The 22,681-nt window shown below is 71.7% G+C and carries 17 protein-coding genes; 9 read left to right on the plus strand and 8 right to left on the minus strand.

The features are described from left to right. The 5 genes from Vlu01_RS01340 to Vlu01_RS01360 all read right to left on the minus strand — a co-directional run bounded on the left by Vlu01_RS01340 (position 1) and on the right by Vlu01_RS01360 (position 4,422). Positions 1–1,785: an N-acetylglutaminylglutamine amidotransferase gene (locus Vlu01_RS01340; protein ID WP_203991380.1), complete on the minus strand. Its 1,785-nt coding sequence runs from the start codon at positions 1,783–1,785 to the stop codon at positions 1–3. Positions 1,786–2,088: 303 nt separating this feature from the next. Continuing rightward, entirely contained in the window at positions 2,089–2,751 is a 663-nt protein-coding gene (gene msrA / locus Vlu01_RS01345; RefSeq protein ID WP_203991396.1) for a peptide-methionine (S)-S-oxide reductase MsrA, read from the minus strand. Between the two features lie 150 nt (positions 2,752–2,901). Further along, on the minus strand, positions 2,902–3,327 hold the full coding sequence (locus Vlu01_RS01350) for an HIT family protein (RefSeq protein ID WP_203991399.1): 426 nt from the start codon (positions 3,325–3,327) through the stop codon (positions 2,902–2,904). A gap of 73 nt (positions 3,328–3,400) precedes the next feature. Continuing rightward, positions 3,401–4,093 (minus strand): nucleotidyl transferase AbiEii/AbiGii toxin family protein, encoded by a 693-nt coding sequence (locus Vlu01_RS01355; protein WP_203991402.1) that lies wholly within the window; start codon positions 4,091–4,093, stop codon positions 3,401–3,403. A gap of 2 nt (positions 4,094–4,095) precedes the next feature. Then, the gene (locus tag Vlu01_RS01360; protein WP_203991405.1) at positions 4,096–4,422 is read right to left on the minus strand and encodes a hypothetical protein; all 327 of its coding nucleotides are present in this window, start codon (positions 4,420–4,422) and stop codon (positions 4,096–4,098) included. Between the two features lie 74 nt (positions 4,423–4,496). Between Vlu01_RS01360 and Vlu01_RS01365 the strand changes: the two genes are divergently transcribed. The 3 genes from Vlu01_RS01365 (at position 4,497) to ilvA (ending at position 8,365) form a co-directional block, all read left to right on the plus strand. Next, the gene (locus Vlu01_RS01365; protein WP_203991423.1) at positions 4,497–5,639 is read left to right on the plus strand and encodes a cystathionine gamma-synthase; all 1,143 of its coding nucleotides are present in this window, start codon (positions 4,497–4,499) and stop codon (positions 5,637–5,639) included. A 16-nt stretch (positions 5,640–5,655) separates the two neighbouring features. Next, positions 5,656–7,065 carry an amidase gene (locus tag Vlu01_RS01370; protein ID WP_203991426.1) on the plus strand — a complete coding sequence of 470 codons (1,410 nt, stop codon included), beginning with the start codon at positions 5,656–5,658 and terminating at the stop codon, positions 7,063–7,065. 79 nt (positions 7,066–7,144) lie between these two features. Continuing rightward, entirely contained in the window at positions 7,145–8,365 is a 1,221-nt protein-coding gene (gene ilvA, locus Vlu01_RS01375; protein ID WP_203991430.1) for a threonine ammonia-lyase, read from the plus strand. A 58-nt stretch (positions 8,366–8,423) separates the two neighbouring features. Here the strand turns inward: ilvA and greA are convergent, their stop codons facing one another. Both greA and Vlu01_RS01385 read right to left on the minus strand, forming a co-directional pair. Continuing rightward, entirely contained in the window at positions 8,424–8,921 is a 498-nt protein-coding gene (gene greA / locus Vlu01_RS01380) for a transcription elongation factor GreA (RefSeq protein ID WP_164446063.1), read from the minus strand. Between the two features lie 241 nt (positions 8,922–9,162). Then, entirely contained in the window at positions 9,163–9,597 is a 435-nt protein-coding gene (locus tag Vlu01_RS01385) for a DUF4307 domain-containing protein (RefSeq protein WP_203991433.1), read from the minus strand. Positions 9,598–9,822: 225 nt separating this feature from the next. On the opposite strand from Vlu01_RS01385, the gene mca reads away from it, so the two are divergent. The 6 genes from mca to purE all read left to right on the plus strand — a co-directional run bounded on the left by mca (position 9,823) and on the right by purE (position 17,641). Further along, positions 9,823–10,704: a mycothiol conjugate amidase Mca gene (gene mca, locus Vlu01_RS01390; protein ID WP_203991449.1), complete on the plus strand. Its 882-nt coding sequence runs from the start codon at positions 9,823–9,825 to the stop codon at positions 10,702–10,704. Positions 10,705–10,752: 48 nt separating this feature from the next. After that, a complete protein-coding gene (locus Vlu01_RS01395) occupies positions 10,753–11,049 on the plus strand; it encodes a hypothetical protein (protein ID WP_203991452.1) in 297 nt (98 codons plus the stop codon). A gap of 264 nt (positions 11,050–11,313) precedes the next feature. Continuing rightward, positions 11,314–13,758, plus strand: a complete 2,445-nt coding sequence (locus Vlu01_RS01400; RefSeq protein WP_203991641.1) for a putative bifunctional diguanylate cyclase/phosphodiesterase — start codon at positions 11,314–11,316, stop codon at positions 13,756–13,758. Positions 13,759–13,868: 110 nt separating this feature from the next. Continuing rightward, positions 13,869–15,908, plus strand: a complete 2,040-nt coding sequence (locus Vlu01_RS01405) for a thioredoxin domain-containing protein (RefSeq protein ID WP_203991455.1) — start codon at positions 13,869–13,871, stop codon at positions 15,906–15,908. A gap of 51 nt (positions 15,909–15,959) precedes the next feature. Next, entirely contained in the window at positions 15,960–17,147 is a 1,188-nt protein-coding gene (locus Vlu01_RS01410) for a 5-(carboxyamino)imidazole ribonucleotide synthase (RefSeq protein WP_203991458.1), read from the plus strand. A 5-nt stretch (positions 17,148–17,152) separates the two neighbouring features. Then, complete coding sequence (gene purE / locus Vlu01_RS01415; protein WP_203991461.1) at positions 17,153–17,641, plus strand: 5-(carboxyamino)imidazole ribonucleotide mutase; 489 nt, start codon at positions 17,153–17,155, stop codon at positions 17,639–17,641. Positions 17,642–17,701: 60 nt separating this feature from the next. Here purE and Vlu01_RS01420 read toward each other — a convergent pair whose 3' ends face one another. Further along, positions 17,702–22,633 carry an SCO7613 C-terminal domain-containing membrane protein gene (locus Vlu01_RS01420; RefSeq protein ID WP_203991464.1) on the minus strand — a complete coding sequence of 1,644 codons (4,932 nt, stop codon included), beginning with the start codon at positions 22,631–22,633 and terminating at the stop codon, positions 17,702–17,704. Positions 22,634–22,681: the final 48 nt, after the last annotated feature.

Genomic DNA, 22,681 nt, shown 5'->3' on the forward strand with positions numbered 1-22,681 from the left:
TCAGTCGATTCCGTGGCTCTGGAGCCACATTTCCAGGAGTCCGAGTTGCCACAGCTTGTTTCCGTTCAACGGGGTCAGTTCGGCGTTGGGAGCGTCGAGCAGGGCGTTGACGTAATCGGTGCGGAACAGGTCGCGGCGGCGGGCCTCGGGGGCGTACAGCGCGTCGCGTACCCGGTCGAGGAGCTTGCCTTCCAGGTGTGTCAGGCCCGGCACCGGGAAGTACCCCTTGGGCCGGTCGATGACCTCGTGCGGCAGCAGGCGGCGGCCGATCTCCTTCAGCACACCCTTGCCGCCCTGCGCCAGCTTCAGCTCCGGCGGGCAGGCGGCGGCCAGCTCCACGAACTCGTGATCCAGGAACGGCACCCGGGCCTCCAGCCCGTGCGCCATGGTCATGTTGTCGACCCGCTTGACCGGGTCGTCGGTGAGCATGATCTGCGTGTCGATGCGCAGACCGGCGTCGACCGCGGTCTGCGCGCCCGGTCGCGCCAGGTGCGCGGCGACGAACTCCCGGGCCGGGTCGCCGTCGGCCAGCCAGTCGGGGTTGAGCACCCGGGCCAGACCGGCGCCGTCCCGGTCGAAGAAGGCCCGAGCGTACGTGTCGAGCGCCTGCTCCCGGCCGACCTGCGCCAGCGGTGGATACCAGTGGTAGCCGCCCAGGATCTCGTCGGCGCCCTGACCGGACTGCACCACCTTGACGTGCCGCGCCACCTCCTGACTGAGCAGGTAGAAGGCGACGCAGTCGTGGCTGACCATGGGTTCGCTCATGGCCGCGACGGCCGCCTCCAGCGGCGGAACGAGATCCTGCGCGGCGACCCGGATCTGGTGGTGGTCGGTGTCGAAGGTCTTGGCGATCACGTCGGAGTAACGGAACTCGTCACCTTCCCGGCCGCCGACGGCGTCGAAGCCGATGGAGAACGTGGAGAGCCCGCGCTGCCCCTCCCCGGCCAGCAGGGCGACCACCAGGCTGGAGTCCAGGCCGCCGGAGAGCAGCACACCCACCGGCACGTCGGCGACCATCCGGCGGCGTACGGCGGTGGTGAGTGACTCGTGCAGCGCGTCCTGCCACTCTCGTTCCGACCATCCGGCGTGCTCGTCGCGCCGGAGGAACGGCGGGTCCCAGTAGACCCGCTCGTGGCTGCGCCCGTCGGCCTCGTAGACCCGGATGGTGGCCGGGGGCAGCTTGGCGACCCCGCGCAGGATGGTGCGCGGCGGCGGCACGATGCTGTGGAAGCTGAGGTAGTGGCCCAGCGCGACCGGGTCGATGGTGGTGTCCACCCCACCGCCGGCCAGCAGCGCCGGCAGGGTGCTGGCGAAGCGCACCACGCCGGGGGACTCGGCGAGGTAGAGCGGCTTGATGCCGAGCCGGTCCCGGGCCAGCACCAGACGGCCGGTGTCCCGTTCGCTGATCGCCACGGCGAACATGCCCACCAGGTGGTCGACGAAGTCGAGCCCCCACTCGGCGTACGCCTTGACGACGACCTCGCTGTCCCCGGCGGAGAAGAAGTGGTGGCCCTTGGCCTGTAGCTCGGCGCGCAGCTCACGATAGTTGTAGATGCAGCCGTTGAAGACGGCGGTCAGGCCGGCGGCGGAGTCGACGATCGGCTGGCCGCTGGCGGCCGACAGGTCGATGATCTTCAGTCGACGGTGGCCGAGGGCGACCGCCCCCTGTGACCACACTCCGCTCCCGTCGGGCCCCCGATCGCACATGGTGGCGGCCATCCGTTCCACCGCTGCGACGTCGGCGCGTGTCGCGTCCCGTCGGAACTCCCCAGCCAGTCCGCACATGTGGGCCCATGCTGCCAGAGGATGTTGCGATTTGCCTGTTGAGACCATGACGGTCGTGTAACAGCATTGCTAGAATCCGCGCCCCGCGATCAAGCGCATCTCAGGTCGGTCGAGCGCTGGGCTTTTCCGGGCGTCTCGTGGTCTTTACGGCTTTCGCAGGGCGGCTCCAGATGTGACGAATGCCGCAATACGCGCGGCATCGAGGTGGTCACGCCCTCCATGGTCCGGTGACCCGGACGCCGGTCCGGCCCACCGATCTCGGCGGGCCGGCCGTCACGTCACACCTACCGTGCGTGGCTGCGCTCAACCTGCGGTACGAGCCACCCCGACCGGGCAACTCAGCCCGTTGGGACCGTGGTTGCAGTACCCGTTCGGATTTTTCGTCGGCGCGAGATACTGCTGGTGATAGTCCTCGGCCAGGTAGTAGTCACCGAGCCGGGTGATCTCCGTGGTGATCTCGCCCTTGCCGGCGCGGGCCACGATCGGTGCGAACGCCTCCCGCGACGCCTCGGCGATCGCGAGCTGCTCGTCGGTGCTGGCGTAGATCGCCGACCGGTACTGGGTACCGACGTCGTTGCCCTGGCGCATGCCCTGGGTCGGGTCGTGGTTCTCCCAGAAGACCTTCAACAGATCCTCGTAGCTGATCTTCGTGGGGTCGTACACCACCTCGACCACCTCGGCGTGCCCCGTCATCCCGGAGCAGACCTCCTCGTAGGTCGGGTTCGGGCTGTAACCACCCGCATAACCCGCAGAGGTGGTGAAGACGCCGGGCAGGGTCCAGAACAGGCGCTCGGCCCCCCAGAAACACCCCATACCGAACACGGCGACCTGGTGGCCCTCGGGGAACGGGCCCTTCAACGGGGTGCCGAGCACCTCGTGCCGGTCGGCCACCGGCATCGCGATGGGACGACCGGGCAGGGCCTGGTCGGGTGAGATCATCTCGGCCTTCATACGGCGGAGGAACACGGTGGAACTCCTTTCGTACCCTTCCCCGCGTGCAACACCGGTGGGCCTCGCTTCCTTACCCGCCCCACCGCCGCTCAGGCCGGGTTCCGCCGCCAACGTGTCCGCGCGTACTGAAACGAACAAATTCGGGGTTACCCGACGCCGAGATCATCAGGCTGGATCGGCGGCGAGGGCGCTGCGGATGCGCTCGGCGTACGAGGTGGCGTCGGGGTCGTCGGCGTAGCGGGTGCGCGGCCAGAAGAAGCCACGGAGCCCGTCGCCCTTCGTCCTGGGCACCACATGGGTGTGCAGGTGCGGCACCGACTGGGACACCCTGTTGTTCATCGCCACGAACGTCCCGCCCGCGCCGAGACCCGACTCGACCGCGACGGCGAGCCGCCGCACCAGGCCGAAGTAGCCGGTGATGGACTCCGGCGGCAGGTCGGCGAGAGTGACCAGGTGGGCGCGCGGCACCACCAGCACATGCCCCTTGAACACCGGCCGGGTGTCCAGGAACGCCACCCCGTCCGGCTCGTCGGTCACCCGGAACGCCCGTACCTCACCGGCCACGATCCCGCAGAACACACACCCCGCCACCCGACCAGACTAAGAGCGACCCGCCCCTGCTGCCGGTCGCTCTGAGCCGGACCGAACACCGCTGCCCTGCCGGTCACAGCCGATCGAGGTACGCGTCCCACTCGTCGACGACCAACGCGGCCGGACCGCTCTCTCCGTTCGCCAGACGAGACCGGATGTCCGCCTCCCAGTCGAGAGCCCAGCCACGCAGCTCGACAACCATCGGGTCGGTCAGTCCGTACGCGCCGAATGTCTCGTCGTCAAGCTCACCGATGGCACCGAGCCTGTCGGCCAACTCCTCCAGGGAGAAGCCGGCCGTGTGTCGAGCACCCAACCGCTCCAGGTCCCGCCAGGCCAGACGGTTGTTTGCGGCGTGGATGTCGATGTAGTCGCGGTGGGCGGCGCGCTCGTGAAGTGCTCGCATCTTGAGGCCGACCGCATCGTCGAAGGCGAGAACCGGCCCCAGGCTGAGCATGGTGGGTGGACCGATCGCCTCCTTCAACAGGTCCACCTCGCATGCCTCTTCTGTCGCGGTGACCATCAACCGCGCCATACGGGGGGTCGCCTCGACGACGTGTGCGCCGAATCCTGCCGCGACGTACGCGTCGACGAGGCGGGCGGCGACGACCGGTAACGGCAGCGGGGTCGACGTTGCGAAGTCGATGTCTCGTGACGGACGTTCGACCAGCTCGTACGCGCCGAGGGCGTAGCCGCCAGCCAGGACGAGCCCGAGGTCGTCGCCGGCGGCGAAGCCGACACGGAGCAACCGGAGGTGTAGTTCATCCACGCTCAGGAAACGAGTTCGGGAAGCCGACGTTCCCAGATCGCGATCAGACGCCTGGACGTGAGCCGCCTGATGCGGGGCCAGTCGTGGCGAAGCAGCGCCGCGTTGACGTAACGGATGATGTCGTCGCGTTGGCCGCAGTCCAGCAGCGTCCGGTAGAGGGTCAGTCGTTGCCGTGGGTCGGAAATCTCGAACTCGCTGAGCCCTGACCAGGCCAACCGCAGGGGCAGGACGACCCGGCCACGCTCCGGGCCGGTGAGCTGGTCCAGCGAGGTCGGGATGCGGTCGGCCGCGCCGGCCAGGCGGGACGGCAGCGTTTCCGGCGGACTCATCGGCCCAGTATGACCCAGCCCCCAGCGGGGTGGGTTTCATCCGATGGGGCGGGCAGGGCGACTAACGTTGCGGAATGACCCACGGCTTCGAGACGCTCGCCATCCACGCCGGCCAGGACCCCGAGGCCCGCACCGGCGCGGTGATCCCACCGATCTATCAGACCAGCACGTACGCCCAGGACGCCGTCGGCGCGCCACGACTCGGCTACGAGTACAGCCGCTCCGGCAACCCCACCCGGGACGCGCTCCAGGAGTGCCTGGCCGCATTGGAGGCCGGCCAGGTCGGCCTCGCCTTCGCCAGCGGCCTCGCCGCCGAGGACACCCTGCTGCGTGCCGTGTGCGGACCGGGTGACCACGTGGTGATCCCCGACGACGCGTACGGCGGCACGTACCGGCTCTTCGCCAGGGTCGCCGAGCGGTGGGGGTTGGCGTACACCCCGGCCAAGGTCTCCGACACGGACGCGGTGCGGGCCGCGATCCGGCCGGGGGTCACGAAGGTGGTCTGGGTGGAGACCCCGACCAACCCGCTGCTCGGCATCGCCGACATCACCACCCTCGCCGCCGTGGCGCACGACGCCGGGGCGCTGCTGGTGGTCGACAACACGTTCGCCTCGCCGTACCTGCAACAGCCGCTCACCCTCGGCGCGGACGTGGTCGTGCACTCGACCACCAAGTACGTCGGCGGGCACTCGGACGTGGTCGGCGGTGCGTTGGTGACTGCCGACGCCGACCTCGGCGAGCAGTTGCGCTACCACCAGAACGCGATGGGCGCGGTCAACGGGCCGTTCGACGCCTGGCTGACCCTGCGCGGCATCAAGACCCTCGGGGTCCGGATGGACCGGCACTGCGACAACGCCGAGCGGATCGTCGCGTACCTGGACGGGCACGCCAAGGTTGGTGAGGTGCTCTACCCGGGTCTGCCGACGCACCCCGGACACGAGGTGGCGGCCAAGCAGATGCGTCGCTTCGGCGGCATGATCTCCTTCCGCGCCGCCGGGGGTGAGGAGCACGCCGTCGAGATCTGCAACCGGGCCCGACTCTTCGTGCTCGCCGAGTCCCTCGGCGGGGTGGAATCCCTGATCGAACACCCGGGGCGGATGACACACGCGAGTGCTGCCGGCTCGCCGCTTGAAGTTCCCTCCGATCTCGTGCGACTGTCTGTCGGCATCGAGACGGTCGAAGACCTGCTCGCCGATCTGGAGCAGGCGCTGGGCTGACCGCTGGCTTGGGAGGGTGGCCGTGCAGGACATCATGCCGACCTGGGTCGGGGCGACCGCCAAACAGGTCGCCCGGGGCGTACGCCGGGGCGACGTCTCGGCCACCCAGGTGCTTGCCGACCACCTCGACCACGTCGCCAAGGCCGACGCCGACCTCGCCGCGTTCCGCGCGGTACGCGGCGGGGAGGCGGTCACCGAGGCGGAGAAGGTCGACGAGCAGGAGGACCTGGCGAACCTGCCGCTGGCCGGGGTGCCGGTAGCGGTCAAGGAGAACACTCCGGTGGCCGGCGTGCCCACCTGGAACGGCTCCGCCGCGGTGCGTACCGCGGTGGCGGAGGCCGACCACGAGGTGGTGCGTCGGTTACGCGGAGCCGGTGCGGTGATCCTCGGCGTCACCCGGATGCCCGAGCTGGGGCTGTGGGGTCTCACCGACGACGAGACCGCAGTGACCCGTAACCCCTGGGATCTCTCCCGCACCCCGGGCGGCTCCTCCGGTGGCGCCGCTGCGGCGGTGGCGGCCGGGTTGGTACCGATCGCCCACGGCAACGACGGTCTCGGCTCGATTCGCATCCCCGCCGCCTGCTGCGGGCTGGTCGGCTTGAAGCCTGGTCGCGGTGTGGTGCCCTGCCAGCTCGGCGCGGAGGACTGGTTCGGCCTGGCCGAGCACGGCATGCTCAGCACCACGGTCGCGGACGCGGCGGTGGGCTTCCAGGTGCTGGCCGGCCGGGCCCAGAGCAAGCTCGTGCCGCCGCAGCGGCTGCGGGTCGGTGTGTCGCTGCGGTCTCCGGTGCGGGGCGTCTCACCCGACGCGCCGAACCGGGACGCGGTCGCCGCCGCCGGCCGGCTGCTCGCCGGTGCCGGACACGACACCGTTCCGGCCGACCCGATCTACCCGACCACACTGGGCCTGAAGGGCATTGCCACCTGGTTCGCCGCTGCGGCGGCGGAGGTGCGCGTCGGCGGAATCGACCGGCGTACCCTGCAACGCCGCAGCCGGCGGCACGTCGCCCTCGGCGAGTGGGCGTTGCGGCGCGGGTACGTCCGGGAGGCCGACCGGCTGGCCTGGCGCGAACGGTCGATCAACTTCTTCTCCGACCACTCGGTGGACCTGCTGCTCACCCCGGCGCTGGCGAGCGCGCCGCCGCCGGCCGTCAGCTGGTCGACGCGCTCCTGGCAGGCCAACATGCAGGCCAGCATCCGGTACGCGCCGTACGCCGCGCCATGGAACATCGCCGGCCTGCCCGCGCTGGTGGTGCCGGTGGGCCGCCGCCCGGACGGGCTGCCGCTCGCCGTCCAACTGGTCGGACCGCCCGGCTCGGAACTGCTGCTGCTCGGCGTCGCCGGTCAGTTCGAGATGGCGGCCCCATGGCCCCGACACGCTCCCGGTTATCCGCGCGTCGGAACGGGGTCGCCCGCCAACACGTGATCATCTGCTGGGGCCGGTGCCGGCCGTGCCGGAGCCAGCCGTCGCGGGTGCCGCACGGGGTGGGTGGCACGATCTAGGCATGACGGAACTGGTCAGCCTGGACGATGTGCGTGCGGCACGGAAACTGCTCGACGGGGTCGTCCGTACCACTCCGCTGGAGCCGTCCCGGCCACTCAGCGCCGCGCTCGGCGGGCCGGTCTGGTTCAAGTGCGAGAACCTCCAGCGGGCGGGGTCGTACAAGGTACGCGGCGCGTACGTGCGGATCTCGCGGCTGTCGGCGGAGGAGCGGGCCCGGGGCGTCGTCGCGGCCAGTGCCGGCAACCACGCACAGGGCGTGGCGCTCGCCGCCGGTCTGGTCGGCACCCGGGCCACCGTCTTCATGCCGGTGAACGCGCCACTGCCGAAGGTGGCGGCCACGAAAGGCTACGGCGCTCAGGTCGAGCTGGTCGGTGCCACGGTCGACGAGTCGCTGGTGGCGGCGCAGACGTACGCGGAACGCACCGGCGCGGTGCTGATCCATCCGTTCGACCACCGGGACGTGATCGCCGGGCAGGGCACGGTGGCGCTGGAGATTCTGGAGCAGTGCCCGCAGGTCACCACGATCGTCACAGGTGTCGGCGGGGGAGGGCTGATCTCCGGGATGGCGGTGGCCGCCAAGGCGCTGCGGCCGGACGTACGCCTGATCGGGGTGCAGGCGGCCGGGGCGGCGGCCTTCCCGCCGTCACTGGTCGCGGGCGAGCCGGTCCGGCTGCCGGCCTTCAGCACCATCGCGGACGGCATCGCTGTCGGTCGGCCGGGTGACGTCACCTTCGCTCACGTCCGCAAGCTCGTGGACGACGTGGTCACCGTCTCCGAGGAGGACATCTCCCGGGCGCTGCTGATGATGCTCGAACGCGGCAAGCAGGTGGTGGAGCCGGCGGGCGCGGTCGGCGTGGCCGCCCTGCTGGCCGGCGTGGTCGAGGTGACCGCGCCAGTGGTGGTGGTGCTCTCCGGCGGCAACATCGACCCGCTGTTGATGTTGCGCGTGATCGAGCACGGTCTGGCGGCGGCGGGGCGCTACCTGCGGGTGACGGTGCGCTGCTCGGACCGGCCGGGACAGTTGGCCTCGTTGTTGAGCGAGATCGCCGAGAACCGGGCGAACGTGGTGGACGTGGTGCACCAGCGGGCCAACCCGCACCTGCACCTCGGTGAGGTCGAGGTGGCGCTGTCGGTGGAGACCCGTGGTGTCGAACACTCCGACATGCTGATCAGCGCTCTGCGGGCCAGCGGCTACCAGGTGACGATCGCACCAGAGGCGTGACGCGGCGGCGTCACGCCTCTGGACGAACGGATTGCCGGGCCGGGCCGGCGGACGAGGATCAGCCGGAGAAGGGCTCGAAGCTGACCACGGTCACCTTGATGTCGGCGCCGCTCGGTGCGGTGTAGGTGCAGGCCTGACCTGCCTTGCCGCCCAGGATCGCCTGGCCGAGGGCCGACTCGGGGCTGTAGACCGTCAGGTCCGTGGTGGAGGCGATCTCACGCGAGCCGAGCAGGAACGTCTCCGTGTCGTCGGCGTCGTCGTCGAAGTAGATCGTCACGACCATCCCGGGTGCCACGGCGTCGACGGTCGGTGCCTCGCCGACCTGGGCCGTGCGGAGCAACTCCTTGAGGTAGAGGATGCGCCCCTCAGCCTTGCCCTGTTCCTCGCGGGCCGCGTGGTAGCCGCCGTTCTCGCGCAGGTCGCCTTCCTCGCGCCGGGCGTTGATCTCGGCGGCGATGACCGGCCGGTTGGCGATCAACTCGTCGAGCTCGCCCTTCAGGCGGTCGTACGCGTCCTGGGACAGCCAGGTGGCGGGCGCCTCGTTGCCATTGGACACAGGCGGTCCTCCTCGGTTGTGCGTGCTGGCTGACAGGTGAACCTCCAAGCTACCAGTGCCCCACGACAACGAGGGTCGGCGATCACGACGGCCGCGCGGAGGGGGCTGTCCCGACCCGGCGGGCGACGGCGTCGCCGCCTGAGCAGCGGATCCGCCGGCCGGCGCGGGAAGGCGGGGGGAGCGCGCCGGTCAGGGCGAGCCGCTGTCTGCCGAGGGCTGCGGGATCACCAACGTCCAGATTTCAGGCGGCCGGCCGGCAGCGGACGACCTCACCGATGAAGGGCCGAGCCTCGGTGGCCAGGCGGTGCCGCACGGTGACCTGACGTTGCCCGGGGGCGGCAGTCACCGGCACCTGCTCGCGGGCCACCTCGGCGCCGGCATGGTCCCGGGCACGCAGGACGCACACCGCCGAGCCGCCGTCGGGCAGGTTCACCCGGAAGTCGACCACGACCTGCTTGTCCGTGATGTCGCCATAGCTGATCACCTGGGCGTCGTACGCCGGGTCGCCGTACTGCCGGTAGAGCCGGACCGAGACGGCGGTGAGCACCGCGACCGTGATGAGCGCCAGCAGCGCCGCCAGCACCGGCCGGCGGCGTCGGGGCGCGCGACGGTGGCCGTACCGACCGGGCGGGAAGACCGGCGCGTTCGGTCCAAGTGTGGCGTGCGTCTCGGTCACCGGCAGGTATCTCCCTGGCGTTGTTGTCAGCGGTATCGGCAAGAATGGCAGAGTCCGCCATTCCTGTTCGACTCGGTCGCCAGATCTGGCTCAGCGTCGCGTACGGCTGGGGTCAAATATGACAGGCCGGCGCGGCCCAGTGCCGCTACGGGGAGGAATTTGGCAGGTCAGGTCAACGGGGGCCCGGGGCGGGTCGCCGGTGGGCAGAGACGAGGAGCGCCGACCTTGGCAGAGCAACTTCGACTCATGGCCGTTCACGCGCACCCCGACGACGAGTCGAGCAAGGGCGCCGCGACGATGGCGAAGTACGTCGCCGAGGGGGTGGACGTGCTGGTCGTGACGTGTACGGGTGGTGAGCGGGGCAGTGTGCTCAACCCCAAGCTCGACCGGCCCGACGTCTGGGCGAACATCGCCGAGATCCGTCGCGCGGAGATGGACGCGGCGCGCGCGATCCTCGGCATCGAGCAGGCGTGGCTGGGGTTCGTCGACTCCGGCCTGCCCGAGGGTGACCCGCTGCCGCCACTGCCCGAGGGCTGCTTCGCTCTCCAGGACGTGGACGTGGCCGCCGGTCCGTTGGTCCGCCTGATGCGCGAGTTCCGTCCGCACGTGGTCACCACGTACGACGAGCAGGGTGGCTACCCCCACCCGGATCACATCATGTGTCACAAGATCAGCGTGGCGGCCTTCGACGCGGCCGGTGACGCCGAGCGCTACCCGGAGCTGGGAGCGCCGTGGCAGCCGCTCAAGCTCTACTACGATATCGGCTTCTCCAAGGGCAAGATCCTGGCGTTGCACGAGGCCGTGGTCGCGACCGGTGTCGAGTCGCCGTACGCGGAGTGGCTGACCCGCTGGGAGGACCGCCCCGACAAGGGCCCACGGATCACCACCCGGGTCCCGTGCGCCGAGTACTTCCCGGTCCGTGACGACGCGCTGCGCGCGCACGCCACCCAGGTCGACCCGGACGGCTTCTGGTTCCAGGTGCCGATGGAGTTGCAGCAGCATGCCTGGCCGACCGAGGATTTCGAGCTGGTTCGGTCGTCGGTCGACAGCCCCACGCCGGAGTCCGACCTGTTCGCCGGCGTACGGGGCACGGCCCATGCCCGCTGAGCGGGCTGCGGGCTACCCTGGTCGCACACCGCGAACCGGAGGAATCCCATGCTGACCACTGTCGAGGTGCTCGCCCAGAACAACTTCGGGGACACCCGCACGGGTGGCCTGGCTGGGCCGATGGGCCTGTTTCTCATCCTCGTTCTCGGTGCCGCCACCGTGCTGCTGATCCGGAACATGAACGCTCGGCTGCGCCGACTTCCGCAGCAATTCCCTGGTCAGGAGCCCACGTCACCGGGCACGGGGGCAATGGAGCGCTCGGCCGGTGATCCGACAGGTGGGATCGTGACGGAGGATTCATCCACAGACACTCCCAACGGGCACCAGCAGCGCCGCGACGGCTGATCGGGGCATGATTCACGCCGAACCGGATGGTCGACCCCTGTTGCGACCATCCGGTTTGGCTTAGCCTTCCGCCGGGGGGACCAGAAGTCCCCAAGCTGCGCGGGAGGGGGCGCCGATGACCACCGCAGTCAACTCCGCCCGCCGCGTGGCCTGTTTCAGGTCGGCGGGAGGGGGTCGGTGACCTCCGGCAGGGCCGGTCAACCGCTCGACCGGCCCGCAGGCCGTGGTACGCCGATCGGGCTGCGCCTGCTCACCGCTGCGCTCATGGGCACCGCGTTGGTCGCCGCAGTGGTGGGACTGAGCCTGCCGGCCGGATTGCCGGCCGACGACCCGCTCGGTGGGCCGGTTCGGTTCGGCCTCGCGATCGCCCTCTTCGCCCTCTCTCAGCTGGCCCGGCTCCGATTCCGCGCCGCGGCTGGCGTGGTCAGTGCCACCTGGGCCGAAGCTGCCCTGATCGTCTGCCTCTACCTGGTGCCACCCGGCTGGCTGCCGGGAGCCGCGCTGCTCGGCGTCACGCTCGCCTGGACGGCTCTCTCGGTGGTCGACGACGGCCGCACCACCTGGGACGTGGTCCGCGTGGCGGGCGCGCAGACCGCCGCCACCGCGCTGGCGGTGGCGATCACCACCGCCCTGGCGCAGCCGATGCTGGCCGCTCCGAATCCAACGCTCGCGCTCGCGGTGGCTGCCGGTGCCGCCGCCTACCTGCTGGCCAGTGTCTGGCTGGGCGCAATGATGCTGGCACTGCGGCACGGCATGCCGATCGGGCGTCCGTTGCTCGCCGCGCTGCGCGGCAAACTGCTGATGTTCGTCGGCAACGTGGTGATCGGCCTGCTGGTGGTGGTGCTGATCGAGATCGACCCACGGTGGCTGCTGGTGTTGCCCGCCCCGCTGTGGCTGTTGCAGCAGACCTACCGGCAGCGACTGCGTGAGGACCGCGACCGGCGCATGTGGCGATCACTCGCCGAGGCCACGAACACCCTCAACCAACTCGACGAGCGGGGCGCGGCCACGGCGGGCGTCACCGGGGCGTTGGCGCTGTTCGAGGCGGAACTGGTCGACGTGGAGGTGATCCGCGGCGACGGACGGTGGCGCCGCTACCGGGGCGACCCCGGCGGTCAGGTGGTCGACCGGGAGATCGCCCCGCCCGGCAATGACGAACCCGAACCGGTGGAACTGGTCCGCGACCTGGTGGTCGGCGACACCCGGGTCGGCCGCTTGCGGGTGCGATTCCCTGACACGGCACCACCCACCGGGCGGGAACGCGACGCCCACGCGGCCTTCGCCGACACCCTCGCCGGGGCTCTGCACGATGCTGCCACCCACCGGGAACTGCGCCTGGTCACCGCCCGCTCCTCGTATGAGGCGGTGCACGACCCGCTGACCGGCCTGGCCAATCGGGCGGCGATGCTCGGCAAGGGTGACCAGGCGTTGCGGAAGTTGGCCCATGACCATCCCGTCGCCCTGCTGCTGTTGGACATCGACCAGTTCAAGGAGGTCAACGACACCCTCGGGCACGCCGCAGGCGATCAGCTGCTGCGGTTGACCGCGAACCGGCTGGGTGCCGTGACCCGCTCCGGTGACCTGCTGGCCCGCCTCGGCGGCGACGAGTTCGCCCTGCTGCTGAGTTCGGTCCCGGTGGTCGGCGACCGCGCCGCACCCATGGCGTACGCGCTGCGTCAGGCCCGGGAGATCGCCGAGCGGCTGGCCGCGCCCACCGAGGTGGCCGGGGTGCGGATGTCCGTCGAGGTCTCCGTCGGGGTCGTGGTGGCTCCGGCCGGCACCGCCGATCTGACCGAACTGCTGCGTCGCGCCGACATCGCGATGTACCAGGCCAAGTCGGGTGGTGTCAGCGTGGCCGCGTACGACAGTTCCCGCGACGCGGCCAGCACCGACCAGCTGGCCCTGCTCGCTGAGCTGCGGGAGGCGTTGCTGGTCGACGACCAGTTGGTGCTCGTGTTGCAGCCGGCGGTGGACCTGGTCACCGGGGCGCCGACCGGTGTGGAGGCGTTGATCCGTTGGCGGCACCCTCGGCGGGGCTGGCTGGGGCCCGCCGATTTCATCCGGCCGGTGGAGAACAGCGAGCAACTCGGCGCCTTCACCCGCTATGTGCTGGACAAGGCACTCGCGGTGGCCGCCGACTGGGCCCGGGACGGCCTCGACGTCCCCATCTCGGTCAACCTCTCCGCGCGTAGCCTGCTGGATCCGAGGTTGCCGGCGGAGATCGCCGAGGCGCTGCGCCGGCACCAGGTGCCGGCGGACCGGCTCGTCCTGGAGATCACCGAGACGGTGGTGATGAGCGAACTGGAGGTCATCGACCAGGTGCTCATCGCGTTGCGGTCAATGGGTGTGCAGTTGGCGGTGGACGACTTCGGTACCGGCTTCTCGTCGCTGGCGTTCCTCGCCCGGATCACTGTGGACGAGCTGAAGGTGGATCGTTCCTTCGTCCTGCAGATGGCGGAGTCGCCGGAGGCGGCGGCCATCGTACGCAGCACCGTCGGGCTGGCTCACCAGTTGGGCCTGCGGGTGGTGGCCGAGGGGGTGGAGACGGCCGCGCAGCGGTCCGCGCTGGTCGAGCTGGGCTGCACCGCCGCCCAGGGTTATCACTTCTTCAAGCCGATGCCCGCCGACAAGATCGCCGCCGTCCTCGGGTCGCTACGCGACAGCGCCCCCAGCAACGTCCTCCCCCTCCGCGCCGACGGCGCCTCCTGACCCGACCCGCACCGCGTCGATCAAGAAGTTCGGGAATGCGAGAGCGCTCCCGGAGGACGAAAACCTCTTGATCAACACGGAGTGGGTGGTGGGGTGGTTATGGTCGACGGGTGAATCGACTTGCGGAGGCGACCAGCCCGTACCTGCTCCAGCACGCCGACAATCCGGTGGACTGGTGGCCCTGGTGTGAGGAGGCGTTCGCCGAGGCGAAACGGCGCGACGTGCCGGTGCTGATCTCGGTCGGCTACTCGGCTTGTCACTGGTGTCACGTGATGGCGCACGAGTCCTTCGAGGACGAGACGGTCGGCAAGCTGCTCAACGAGGGCTTCGTCTCGATCAAGGTGGATCGCGAGGAGCGGCCCGACGTCGACGCGGTCTACATGACCGCGACCCAGGCGATGACCGGCCAGGGCGGCTGGCCGATGACGGTCTTCGCCACGCCGGACGGCACCCCGTTCTTCTGCGGCACCTACTTCCCCCGGGCCAACTTCATCCGGCTGCTGGAGTCGGTCGGCACCGCCTGGCGGGACCAGCGCGACGCCGTGCTGCGGCAGGGCGCCGCAGTGGTGGAGGCGATCGGTGGCGCCCAGGCCGTCGGCGGCCCTACCGCCCCGCTCACCGCCGAACTGCTCGACGCCGCCGCCGACCAACTGGCCAGCGAGTACGACGAGGTCAACGGCGGTTTCGGCGGCGCGCCGAAGTTCCCGCCGCACATGAACCTGCTCTTCCTGTTGCGCCACCACCAGCGCACCGGCTCGGCGCGGAGCCTGGAGATCGTCCGGCACACCTGTGAGGCGATGGCCCGGGGCGGCATCCACGACCAGCTCGCCGGTGGCTTCGCCAGGTACTCGGTGGACGCGCACTGGACCGTGCCGCACTTCGAGAAGATGCTCTACGACAACGCCCTGCTGCTGCGGGTCTACACCCAGCTGTGGCGGCTCACCGGTGACGCGCTGGCGCTGCGGGTGGCCCGGGACACCGCCCGGTTCCTCGCCGACGAGCTGCATCGGCCCGGACAGGGCTTCGCCTCCGCGCTGGACGCGGACACCGAGGGCGTCGAGGGTCTCACCTACGTCTGGACGCCCACCCAACTGGTCGAGGTGCTGGGCGAGGAGGACGGCCGCTGGGCCGCCGACCTCTTCGCGGTGACCGAGGCCGGCACCTTTGAGAAGGGCGCGAGCGTGCTGCGGCTGGCCCGCGACGTCGACGATGCCGATCCGGCGGTGCGGGAGCGCTGGCAGGCAGTGGTCGGCCGGTTGTTGGCCGCCCGGGACACCCGCCCCCAACCGGCCCGCGACGACAAGGTGGTGGCCGCCTGGAACGGGCTGGCCATCACCGCGCTCGCCGAGTTCGTCCGGCTGGTCGAGACCAGCGGCCGAATCGGCACCGAGGGTGAGGCGAACCTGCTGGAAGGGGTCACCATCGTCGCCGACGGAGCGATGCGGGACACCGCCGAGTACCTTGCCCGGGTGCACGTCGTGGACGGACGGCTGCGCCGCGCCTCCCGCGACGGCCGGGTCGGCGATCCGGCCGGCGTGCTGGAGGACTACGGCTGCGTGGCCGAGGCGTTCTGCGCCATGCACCAGGTCACCGGCGAGGGACGGTGGCTGGAACTGGCCGGTCAGTTGGTCGACGCCGCGTTGCGCCATTTCGCCGCGCCCGGTGGGGCGTTCCACGACACCGCCGACGACGCCGAGCAGTTGGTTGCCCGGCCGGCCGACCCGACGGACAATGCCACCCCCTCCGGTCGGTCCGCGATCGTCGCGGCCCTCGTCGCGTACGCGGCGCTGACCGGGGAGAACCGCTACCGCGAGGCGGCTGAGGCGGCGCTGTCCACCGTCGCGCCGATCGTCGGGCGGCACGCCCGCTTCACCGGGTACGCGGCGACCGTGGGCGAGGCGCTGCTCTCCGGGCCGTACGAGATCGCGGTGGCGACCGAGGATCCGGCGGGTGACCCGCTGGTGGCGGCGGCGTACCGGCACGCCCCACCCGGTGCGGTGATCGTGGCGGGGCAGCCGGACCAGCCGGGGGTGCCGCTGCTGGCTGACCGTCCGCTGGTCGACGGGCGCGCCGCCGCGTACGTCTGTCGGGGTTTCGTCTGCCAGCGACCGGTCACCGGGGTCGAGGAGCTGGTGGGGCAACTGCGCTGAGCCGGATGCGCCGATCGGTGCCGGGACCGGCCCGGATAGGCTGACGCCGTTATGGATTCCCGTACCGGTCTGCCCGTTGTCGGCATGGTGGGCGGCGGCCAACTGGCCCGGATGACCCACCAGGCTGCCATCTCCCTCGGCCAGTCGTTGCGTGTGCTCGCGCTCACCCCGGACGACGGTGCGGCCCTGGTCGCCGCCGACGTCCAGTACGGCGACCACACCGACCTCGCCGCGCTGCGCACCTTCGCCAAGGGTTGCGACGTGGTCACCTTCGACCACGAGCATGTCCCGACCGAGCACATCCGGGCCCTCACCGGCGAGGGGGTGAAGCTGTTCCCGCCCGCCGACGCGCTGGTGCACGCTCAGGACAAGCAGGTGATGCGGGAGCGGCTCGGCGTGCTGGGCGCGCCGAACCCGCGCTGGCGACCGGTCACGTCTCCTGCCGACCTGGTCGATTTCGGCGACGACGTCGGCTGGCCGGTGGTGCTGAAGGCCGCCCGGGGCGGGTACGACGGGCGAGGGGTCTGGCCGGCCACCGACCCGGCCTCGGCGACCGAGCTGGCGGAGACGCTGCTCGCCGGTGGCACGAAGCTGATCGTCGAGGAGCGGGTGGCGCTGCGCCGGGAACTGGCCGTGCAGGTGGCGCGCTCGCCGTTCGGGCAGGTCGCGGTCTATCCGGTGGTCGAGACGGTGCAACGCGACGGGATCTGCGTCGAGGTGCTGGCCCCGGCTCCCGACCTGGCGGAGGAACTGGCGGTCGCCGCGCAGCAGCTCGCCATCGACCTGGCCACCGCGCTCGGCGTGGTGGGCCTGCTGGCCGTGGAGCTGTTCGAGGTGGCCGATCCGGCGGCGCCGGGTGGCAGCCGGTTCGTGGTCAACGAATTGGCGATGCGTCCGCACAACTCGGGGCACTGGACCATCGAGGGTGCCCGGACGTCGCAGTTCGAGCAGCACCTGCGGGCGGTGTTGGACTACCCGATGGGCGACACCTCGTTGACCGCTCCGGTGGTGGTGATGGCGAACGTGCTGGGTGGACAGCCCGGCGGCATGTCGGTCGACGAGCGGCTGCACCATCTCTTCGCCGCCGAGCCGACCGCCCGGGTCCACCTGTACGGCAAGCAGGTGCGCCCCGGCCGCAAGATCGGCCACGTCACGGTGCTCGGCGACGATCTGAACGAGGTACGCGCCCGGGCTGCCCGGGCCGCCAGTTGGCTGCGGGACGGAACAGCGGAGGAATGAGCGGCGTGAGCACGGTCGGTGTGATCATGGGAAGCGACTCGGACTGGCCGACGATGAAGGCCGCCGCCGAGGTGCTCGCCGAGTTCGAGGTGCCGTACGAGGTCGAGGTGGTCTCGGCGCACCGCACTCCGGTCAAGATGATCGACTATGGTCGGGCTGCCGCCGGCCGTGGGCTCAAAGTGATCATTGCCGGGGCCGGCGGTGCCGCGGCGCTGCCCGGCATGGTCGCCTCGGTGACCCCGCTGCCGGTGATCGGCGTACCGGTGCCGCTGAAGCATCTCGACGGCATCGACTCGCTGCTGTCCATCGTGCAGATGCCGGCCGGTGTGCCGGTGGCGACCGTGTCGATCGGCAATGCCCGCAACGCCGGTCTGCTCGCCGTCCGCATTCTCGCCGCCGCTGACCGCGCGTTGCTCGACCGGATGTCGGCGTACCAGGCCGACCTGGAGCAGTTGGTTGCCGAAAAGGACGCCGCACTCCGCGCCTCCCTGTAAGGAAGGGCACCTTGTTAACGCCTGGTGTATAGGAAGGGGCCCTTCCTAACGAGCAGCGGTTCAGCGCATGCCGCGCAGGGCGGTCTGCAGGCGTTCCTGGGCGCGGCGGCGGCGTTCGTTGCTGGCGCCGAGGATCAGCAGCAGGAAGCCGAGCGGGATCAGCGCGAGCCACGGTCCGAGGCTGAACAGCGCGTGCACGGCCGTGATGGCGGTGACCACCGCACCGACGATGACCGGTGCCTGCTGTTGGGTCATCGAACCGAAGACCAGCACGGCGACCGCGCCGAGCAGCAGCAGCACCTGACGCATCGTGCTCGAATCCGTGGCCAGGACGATCGCCAGGGTCGGTACGAAGGCGGCGAGCAGCGCTGGTCCGTACGCCACCCAGCTGCTCAGGTCGGTGCGCTGGCGTAGTTCCAGCACCCCGACCAACAGGGCCAGCGCGGCGAACGGCAGGGTGTAGGCCTCAGGCAGGGCCACCTCGGCGACCCGCATCAGGATCCACCAGGCGGTGATCTCACAGAGCACCACCGCCCAGAACAGGACCCGTCGCTCCGCCGGCTGGCGGCCCGGCCGGGTCGCGGCGAGACCAAGGACCGCACCCCAGGCGGCGAGCAGCGCGGCGATGTGCCGCGGCGAGTCGAAGGCCAGCGCCAGCGCGATCAGTGCGGCGGCGTGTCCGCTCCACTCCACGGTCGCCGCCTCGCGACGTGCCTCGGGGCGACGCAGCCGGGGCAGGGTGGCGGAGAAGATCTGCAACGCCGCGCCGACCGCGAGCACCCCGAACGCCGACCAGACCGGGGCGAGTCCGGCCACCAGGCCAGCGGTGAGAACGAACAGCTGCGCCATCAGTGAGGTGAACAGCCAACCGAGGAGACGGGCTCGGGAGGTGAGGCCGTAGAGGGCGGCCACCAACCCGACCCCGACCGCCCCACCGAGGGTGAACAGGGTCAACTCCCGGGTGGCGAGGCTGCCGGCGAGACCGGCCCCACCCGCAGCGAGCCCGATCATGAAGACCAGGACCCGGGCCAGCCGCAACGAGCGGGCCGGCTCCACCAGGGCCGGTGGCGGCGTCAGCGCCAGACCCAGCATCGAGATGGTGAACACGGCCAGGGCCGACAAGGTGCTCGCCGGCCAGCCGCCGCCCAGCGCGATCGGGGCGATGAGCAGGGTGACGGCGGCACCGGGCAGGACCACCGGCACAGCCCGGGACCGGCGACCGCCACTGAACCCGGTGGCGGCCAGGGCCGCCGTCACGGTGAGCAGCAGCGCCGTCAGCACATGCGTCGGATTGGCCGCTGCCGATGGCGGATCGAGCAGGGCCGCCGGTGGTCCCTGCCAGACCCGACCGATGGTGCGGTGCGGGTCGACGAGAGCCGCGACCAGCGCTGGGGCGATGGAGACCAGGGCCAGGACGGTCGGCAGGGCGGCGGCGGCCAGGGCACCGGCGGCCGGACTCACCCGCCACTGGCGGCGGTTGTCGTCGGGCAGCCGGCGCAGCGCCCCGTCGAGTAGTACGGTCCACCGGCGCACCGGTTGGGCTGCGCCGGCCGGTGGCTCGGTCGCCCCGCGTACCAGTTCGGCGAGTACCCCGAGCAGTGCCGCCGCCGCGGCGTAGACCCCGATGGGCAGGGCGATGGGTACGGCGGCGAGGGCGGTCACGCTCGCCCCGCCGACCACCCCGGCGCTGGCCCAGGGCAGGTACTGGGGAATCTGCCGGCGGACTGCGGCCACCGCGGCCAGACCGAGGCTGGACGCGGCCAGCCCGGCGGTGAGCACCACCTGAGGCGCGTGGCCGAATTCGACGGCGAGGGCGGCGGTGGCGCCCGGCAGCGCCAGCAGTGCCGCGCCCACGCCCGCGCCACCGATCTGCGCCAGGTGCGGCGGCATGCCCTCCGTCTCGATGTCCTCGACGAGTGGCACCGCCATGTTGCGGGCCAGCGCGGCCACCACCGTGCCGATCAGCACGATGCTGCCCAGGGCCAGCGCCGTCGTCCACGGCCGCACCAGGCCGGCGCCGGCCGCGTGCAGCGCCACCACCCCGGCCACGGTGATCCGGGACAGCGCCGCCCTGGGATCGATGGTGGCGACCGCGGCCATCCCGAAGACGGTGGCGACCATGCCGCCGATCAGGACCGGCGACCACCAGGTGAGCTCGAACGCGGCGGGAGCGCCGATGGTGGCGAGCACGACCGCCACCCCAGCCACGTCGTAGCGCCAGGGTGGTGGCAATAGGATGCCCGCCGCGATCGCGAGCAGCACCAGGGCGATCGGACCCTGCCAGGTCGTACCGCCGGTCGGTGCGGCCGGCCAGCCGCTGAGGTCTCCGTTCCAGATCGGTCCGGGCGTGGCCAGCACGCCCACGCCACCGCGCACCGCCATCCAGCCGGCCAGCAGCCCGATCAGCACCCCACCGGCGGTGAGGCCGAGCACCGGCCCGCGACGCCACTCCTCGGGCATCGCCCGCGCCGCCACGGCGACCACCAGGACCAGCGCGGCGGCGATGGCGAGTTGCCCGGCCGGTGCCAGTACCGTGCCGATCCGCAGCAGGGTGGCGACCAGCGCGACGGTCACCGCGGCGGCCGCCAGGTCGGAGCCGTCCAGGGCGAGATCGGAGCGGCGGCCGGTGTCGATGGAGGGGGCCAGGAAGAGCAGTACCGCGGCGACCAGCAGCAGCGCGGCGACCCAGGCGTCCGCCACGGTGGCGCCCGGTGAGCCGAACCCGGCCGCGGCGACCACCAATGCGCCCAGGCCGGTGCCCACCGACAGCGGTACCGGGATCTGACGTTGCGACACCTGCACGACGGCTGCGTAGCCGAGCGTGACACAGACGGCGAGGAAGCTGGCCGCGAGCACCGGCACGGTCGCCTCGCGCAGGCTCGCCGGGGTCGGCGTGGTGTCGACCGGCAGAGTGGCCGCGACGAAGGCGGCCACCGCTCCGGGCAGCGCGGCGGCGGCCCCTCCGGCAGCCCAGGCGGAGACGGTGTCCGCTGCGGCCGGGGCGAGCCGGATCCGCGGGGCGGCGGCGATCACCGCACCGGCCACGACGAAGGTGAGCAGCACGGCGGCGGTCAGCGCCGGCCGGGCGAGGGCCGCGCCGGCACCGGCGAGCCCGACCACGGCGGCGGCAACCGCGTGCGCCAGCGCGGCGCGGGGGGCACGCGCGGAGAGGCCGGCCGCCCCGATGCCGATCGCGGTCAGCACCATCGGCCACGGCGCCAACGTCCAGGCCAGTCCGAAGGAGGCAGGTACGGCCAGTGCGGTGAGCGCCGCACCGGTCACCGCGAATTCCCGTCGGATCTCCGATGGCAGGGCCAGCACCGCAGCCACGGTCAGCAGGAAGGCGCTGGCGGCGAGCTGCCAGGCGGCTGGTCCCACGGCGGCGGCCAGTTCGGCCGGGTACCGGTCGAGGTCGGCGGCCCAGGCCGGCAGCGCCGCCTCGACCGGGGCGATCCCGGCGCGCAGCGCACTGCCGGCGACCACCACTCCGCTGACCGTCAACGCCACTGCGGAGGCCAACTGGGGGCCCCGTCGGGCAGACTCCGGTACCGCCCGGACCGCGAGACCGGTCACCGTGATGACCATCGCGATCAACAGCAGGGCGCGGCCGGGCAGCGCCACCGAGGCTATCCGTCCCAGGGCACCGATGACGGCGAGGGTGAACACGCCCGCGCCCAGGTCGGGCAGGGGTGGGCGACGGAGCACCAGCGTCCCGGCCAGGCAGACGGCGGCGGCGAGGAGGAGCACCAGCCCGGTGCCGGTCGCGCCCGGCACGGTGGTGGTTCGCAGCAGGGCGGTCACCGCGTACGCCAGGGCGATGGCGACCGCCACGCCGTGCAGCGCCCAGGTCAGTTCCCGCAGCCCCGGCACCGGTCGGGTCGGTGTCGCCCCCGCACCGCCAACGGTGAGGTCCAGCAGTTCGCCGCCCTCCTCCGGCGCCGCTTCCGGCCTACCGTCGGCTGGCCTCTCCTCGGCCGACCGCTGCCGGGGGGCACCCGATCGGCCGGGGTCGACCGTGGCGTCGGTGAGCGGTTGCTCCACGGTGACCGGGGAACGGGCCAGCCACAGGTCGAGCAGCGCCACCAGGGTCAGCACCAGCGCCCAGCCCGCCGGGCCGGTGATCCGGTCGTACGCCAGCAGCGGCAGCACCGGCTGGGCGGCCAGCACGGTGGCGAACCGGGGCGCGCGCAACCTGGTCCACCCGGCATAGCCGACCGAGACGGCGGCGGTGACCGCGAAGATCACCCCGGCGAAGACGGCACCGGAGGCACCACCGTTGCCGATCCGGTCCACCGCCCAGAGGGCGTACCCGGCGAGCGGTACCAGGAGCAGACCGACGGCGGCGATGGTCTCGGCGGTGGAGGTCAGTCCGCGGCGGACCAGTACCGGCGGAGCAAGCAGCATGAGCACGGTCGCGAGCAGCAGGATGCCGAGGCGTACCAACGCGTCCATGGAGCTGGTGGCGACCACGGCGAACACCACCGCGGCGACGCCGAGCAGCAGCGCACCGAGGCCGAGCGGGATGTTCTGGACCTCCCGTGAGGAGGCCTCCGGCGGGTGCTCAGGGTCGTCGGCGTCCAGCCAGACCGGCTCGGTCGGTGGCGGTGGCTCCTGGGCTCCGGTGGTGCCCTGTCGGGGTACCCGGGGCGGTGGGCCCGCACCGTCGCGGGGCGACGAGGCATCCTCGGCCGTCGGGCGGCGCGGCGGCCGACGGCGTAGCACGCGGCGCGGACGGGTGGCCTGCCGAAGTCGTTCGTCACCCTGACTGCCGGCGTGCGAGAGGATGTCCCGTTGGAAGAGCGCGGCCTGCATCTTCGCGGCGAGCTGCCGTTGTTCCCGGGCGATGGCGGCCTCGCGGGCCTTGATCTCTGCGATCGACCGGTCGATATCCGCTAGGTGCTCGGACCATTGTGGCTGGTGCGCACCGCAGTGCGGGCAGCGCACCGCCGGCTTGATCTCCCGGTCGCACGAAGGGCACTGAAAGCTCGCCACGACACCCCTCCACCCGCACTGTGGATTCCCACTGTCGCAGCATGCCCA

It is taken from the genome of Micromonospora lutea, assembly GCF_016863535.1.
In the GTDB taxonomy this organism is placed as follows: Bacteria; Actinomycetota; Actinomycetes; order Mycobacteriales; family Micromonosporaceae; genus Micromonospora; species Micromonospora lutea.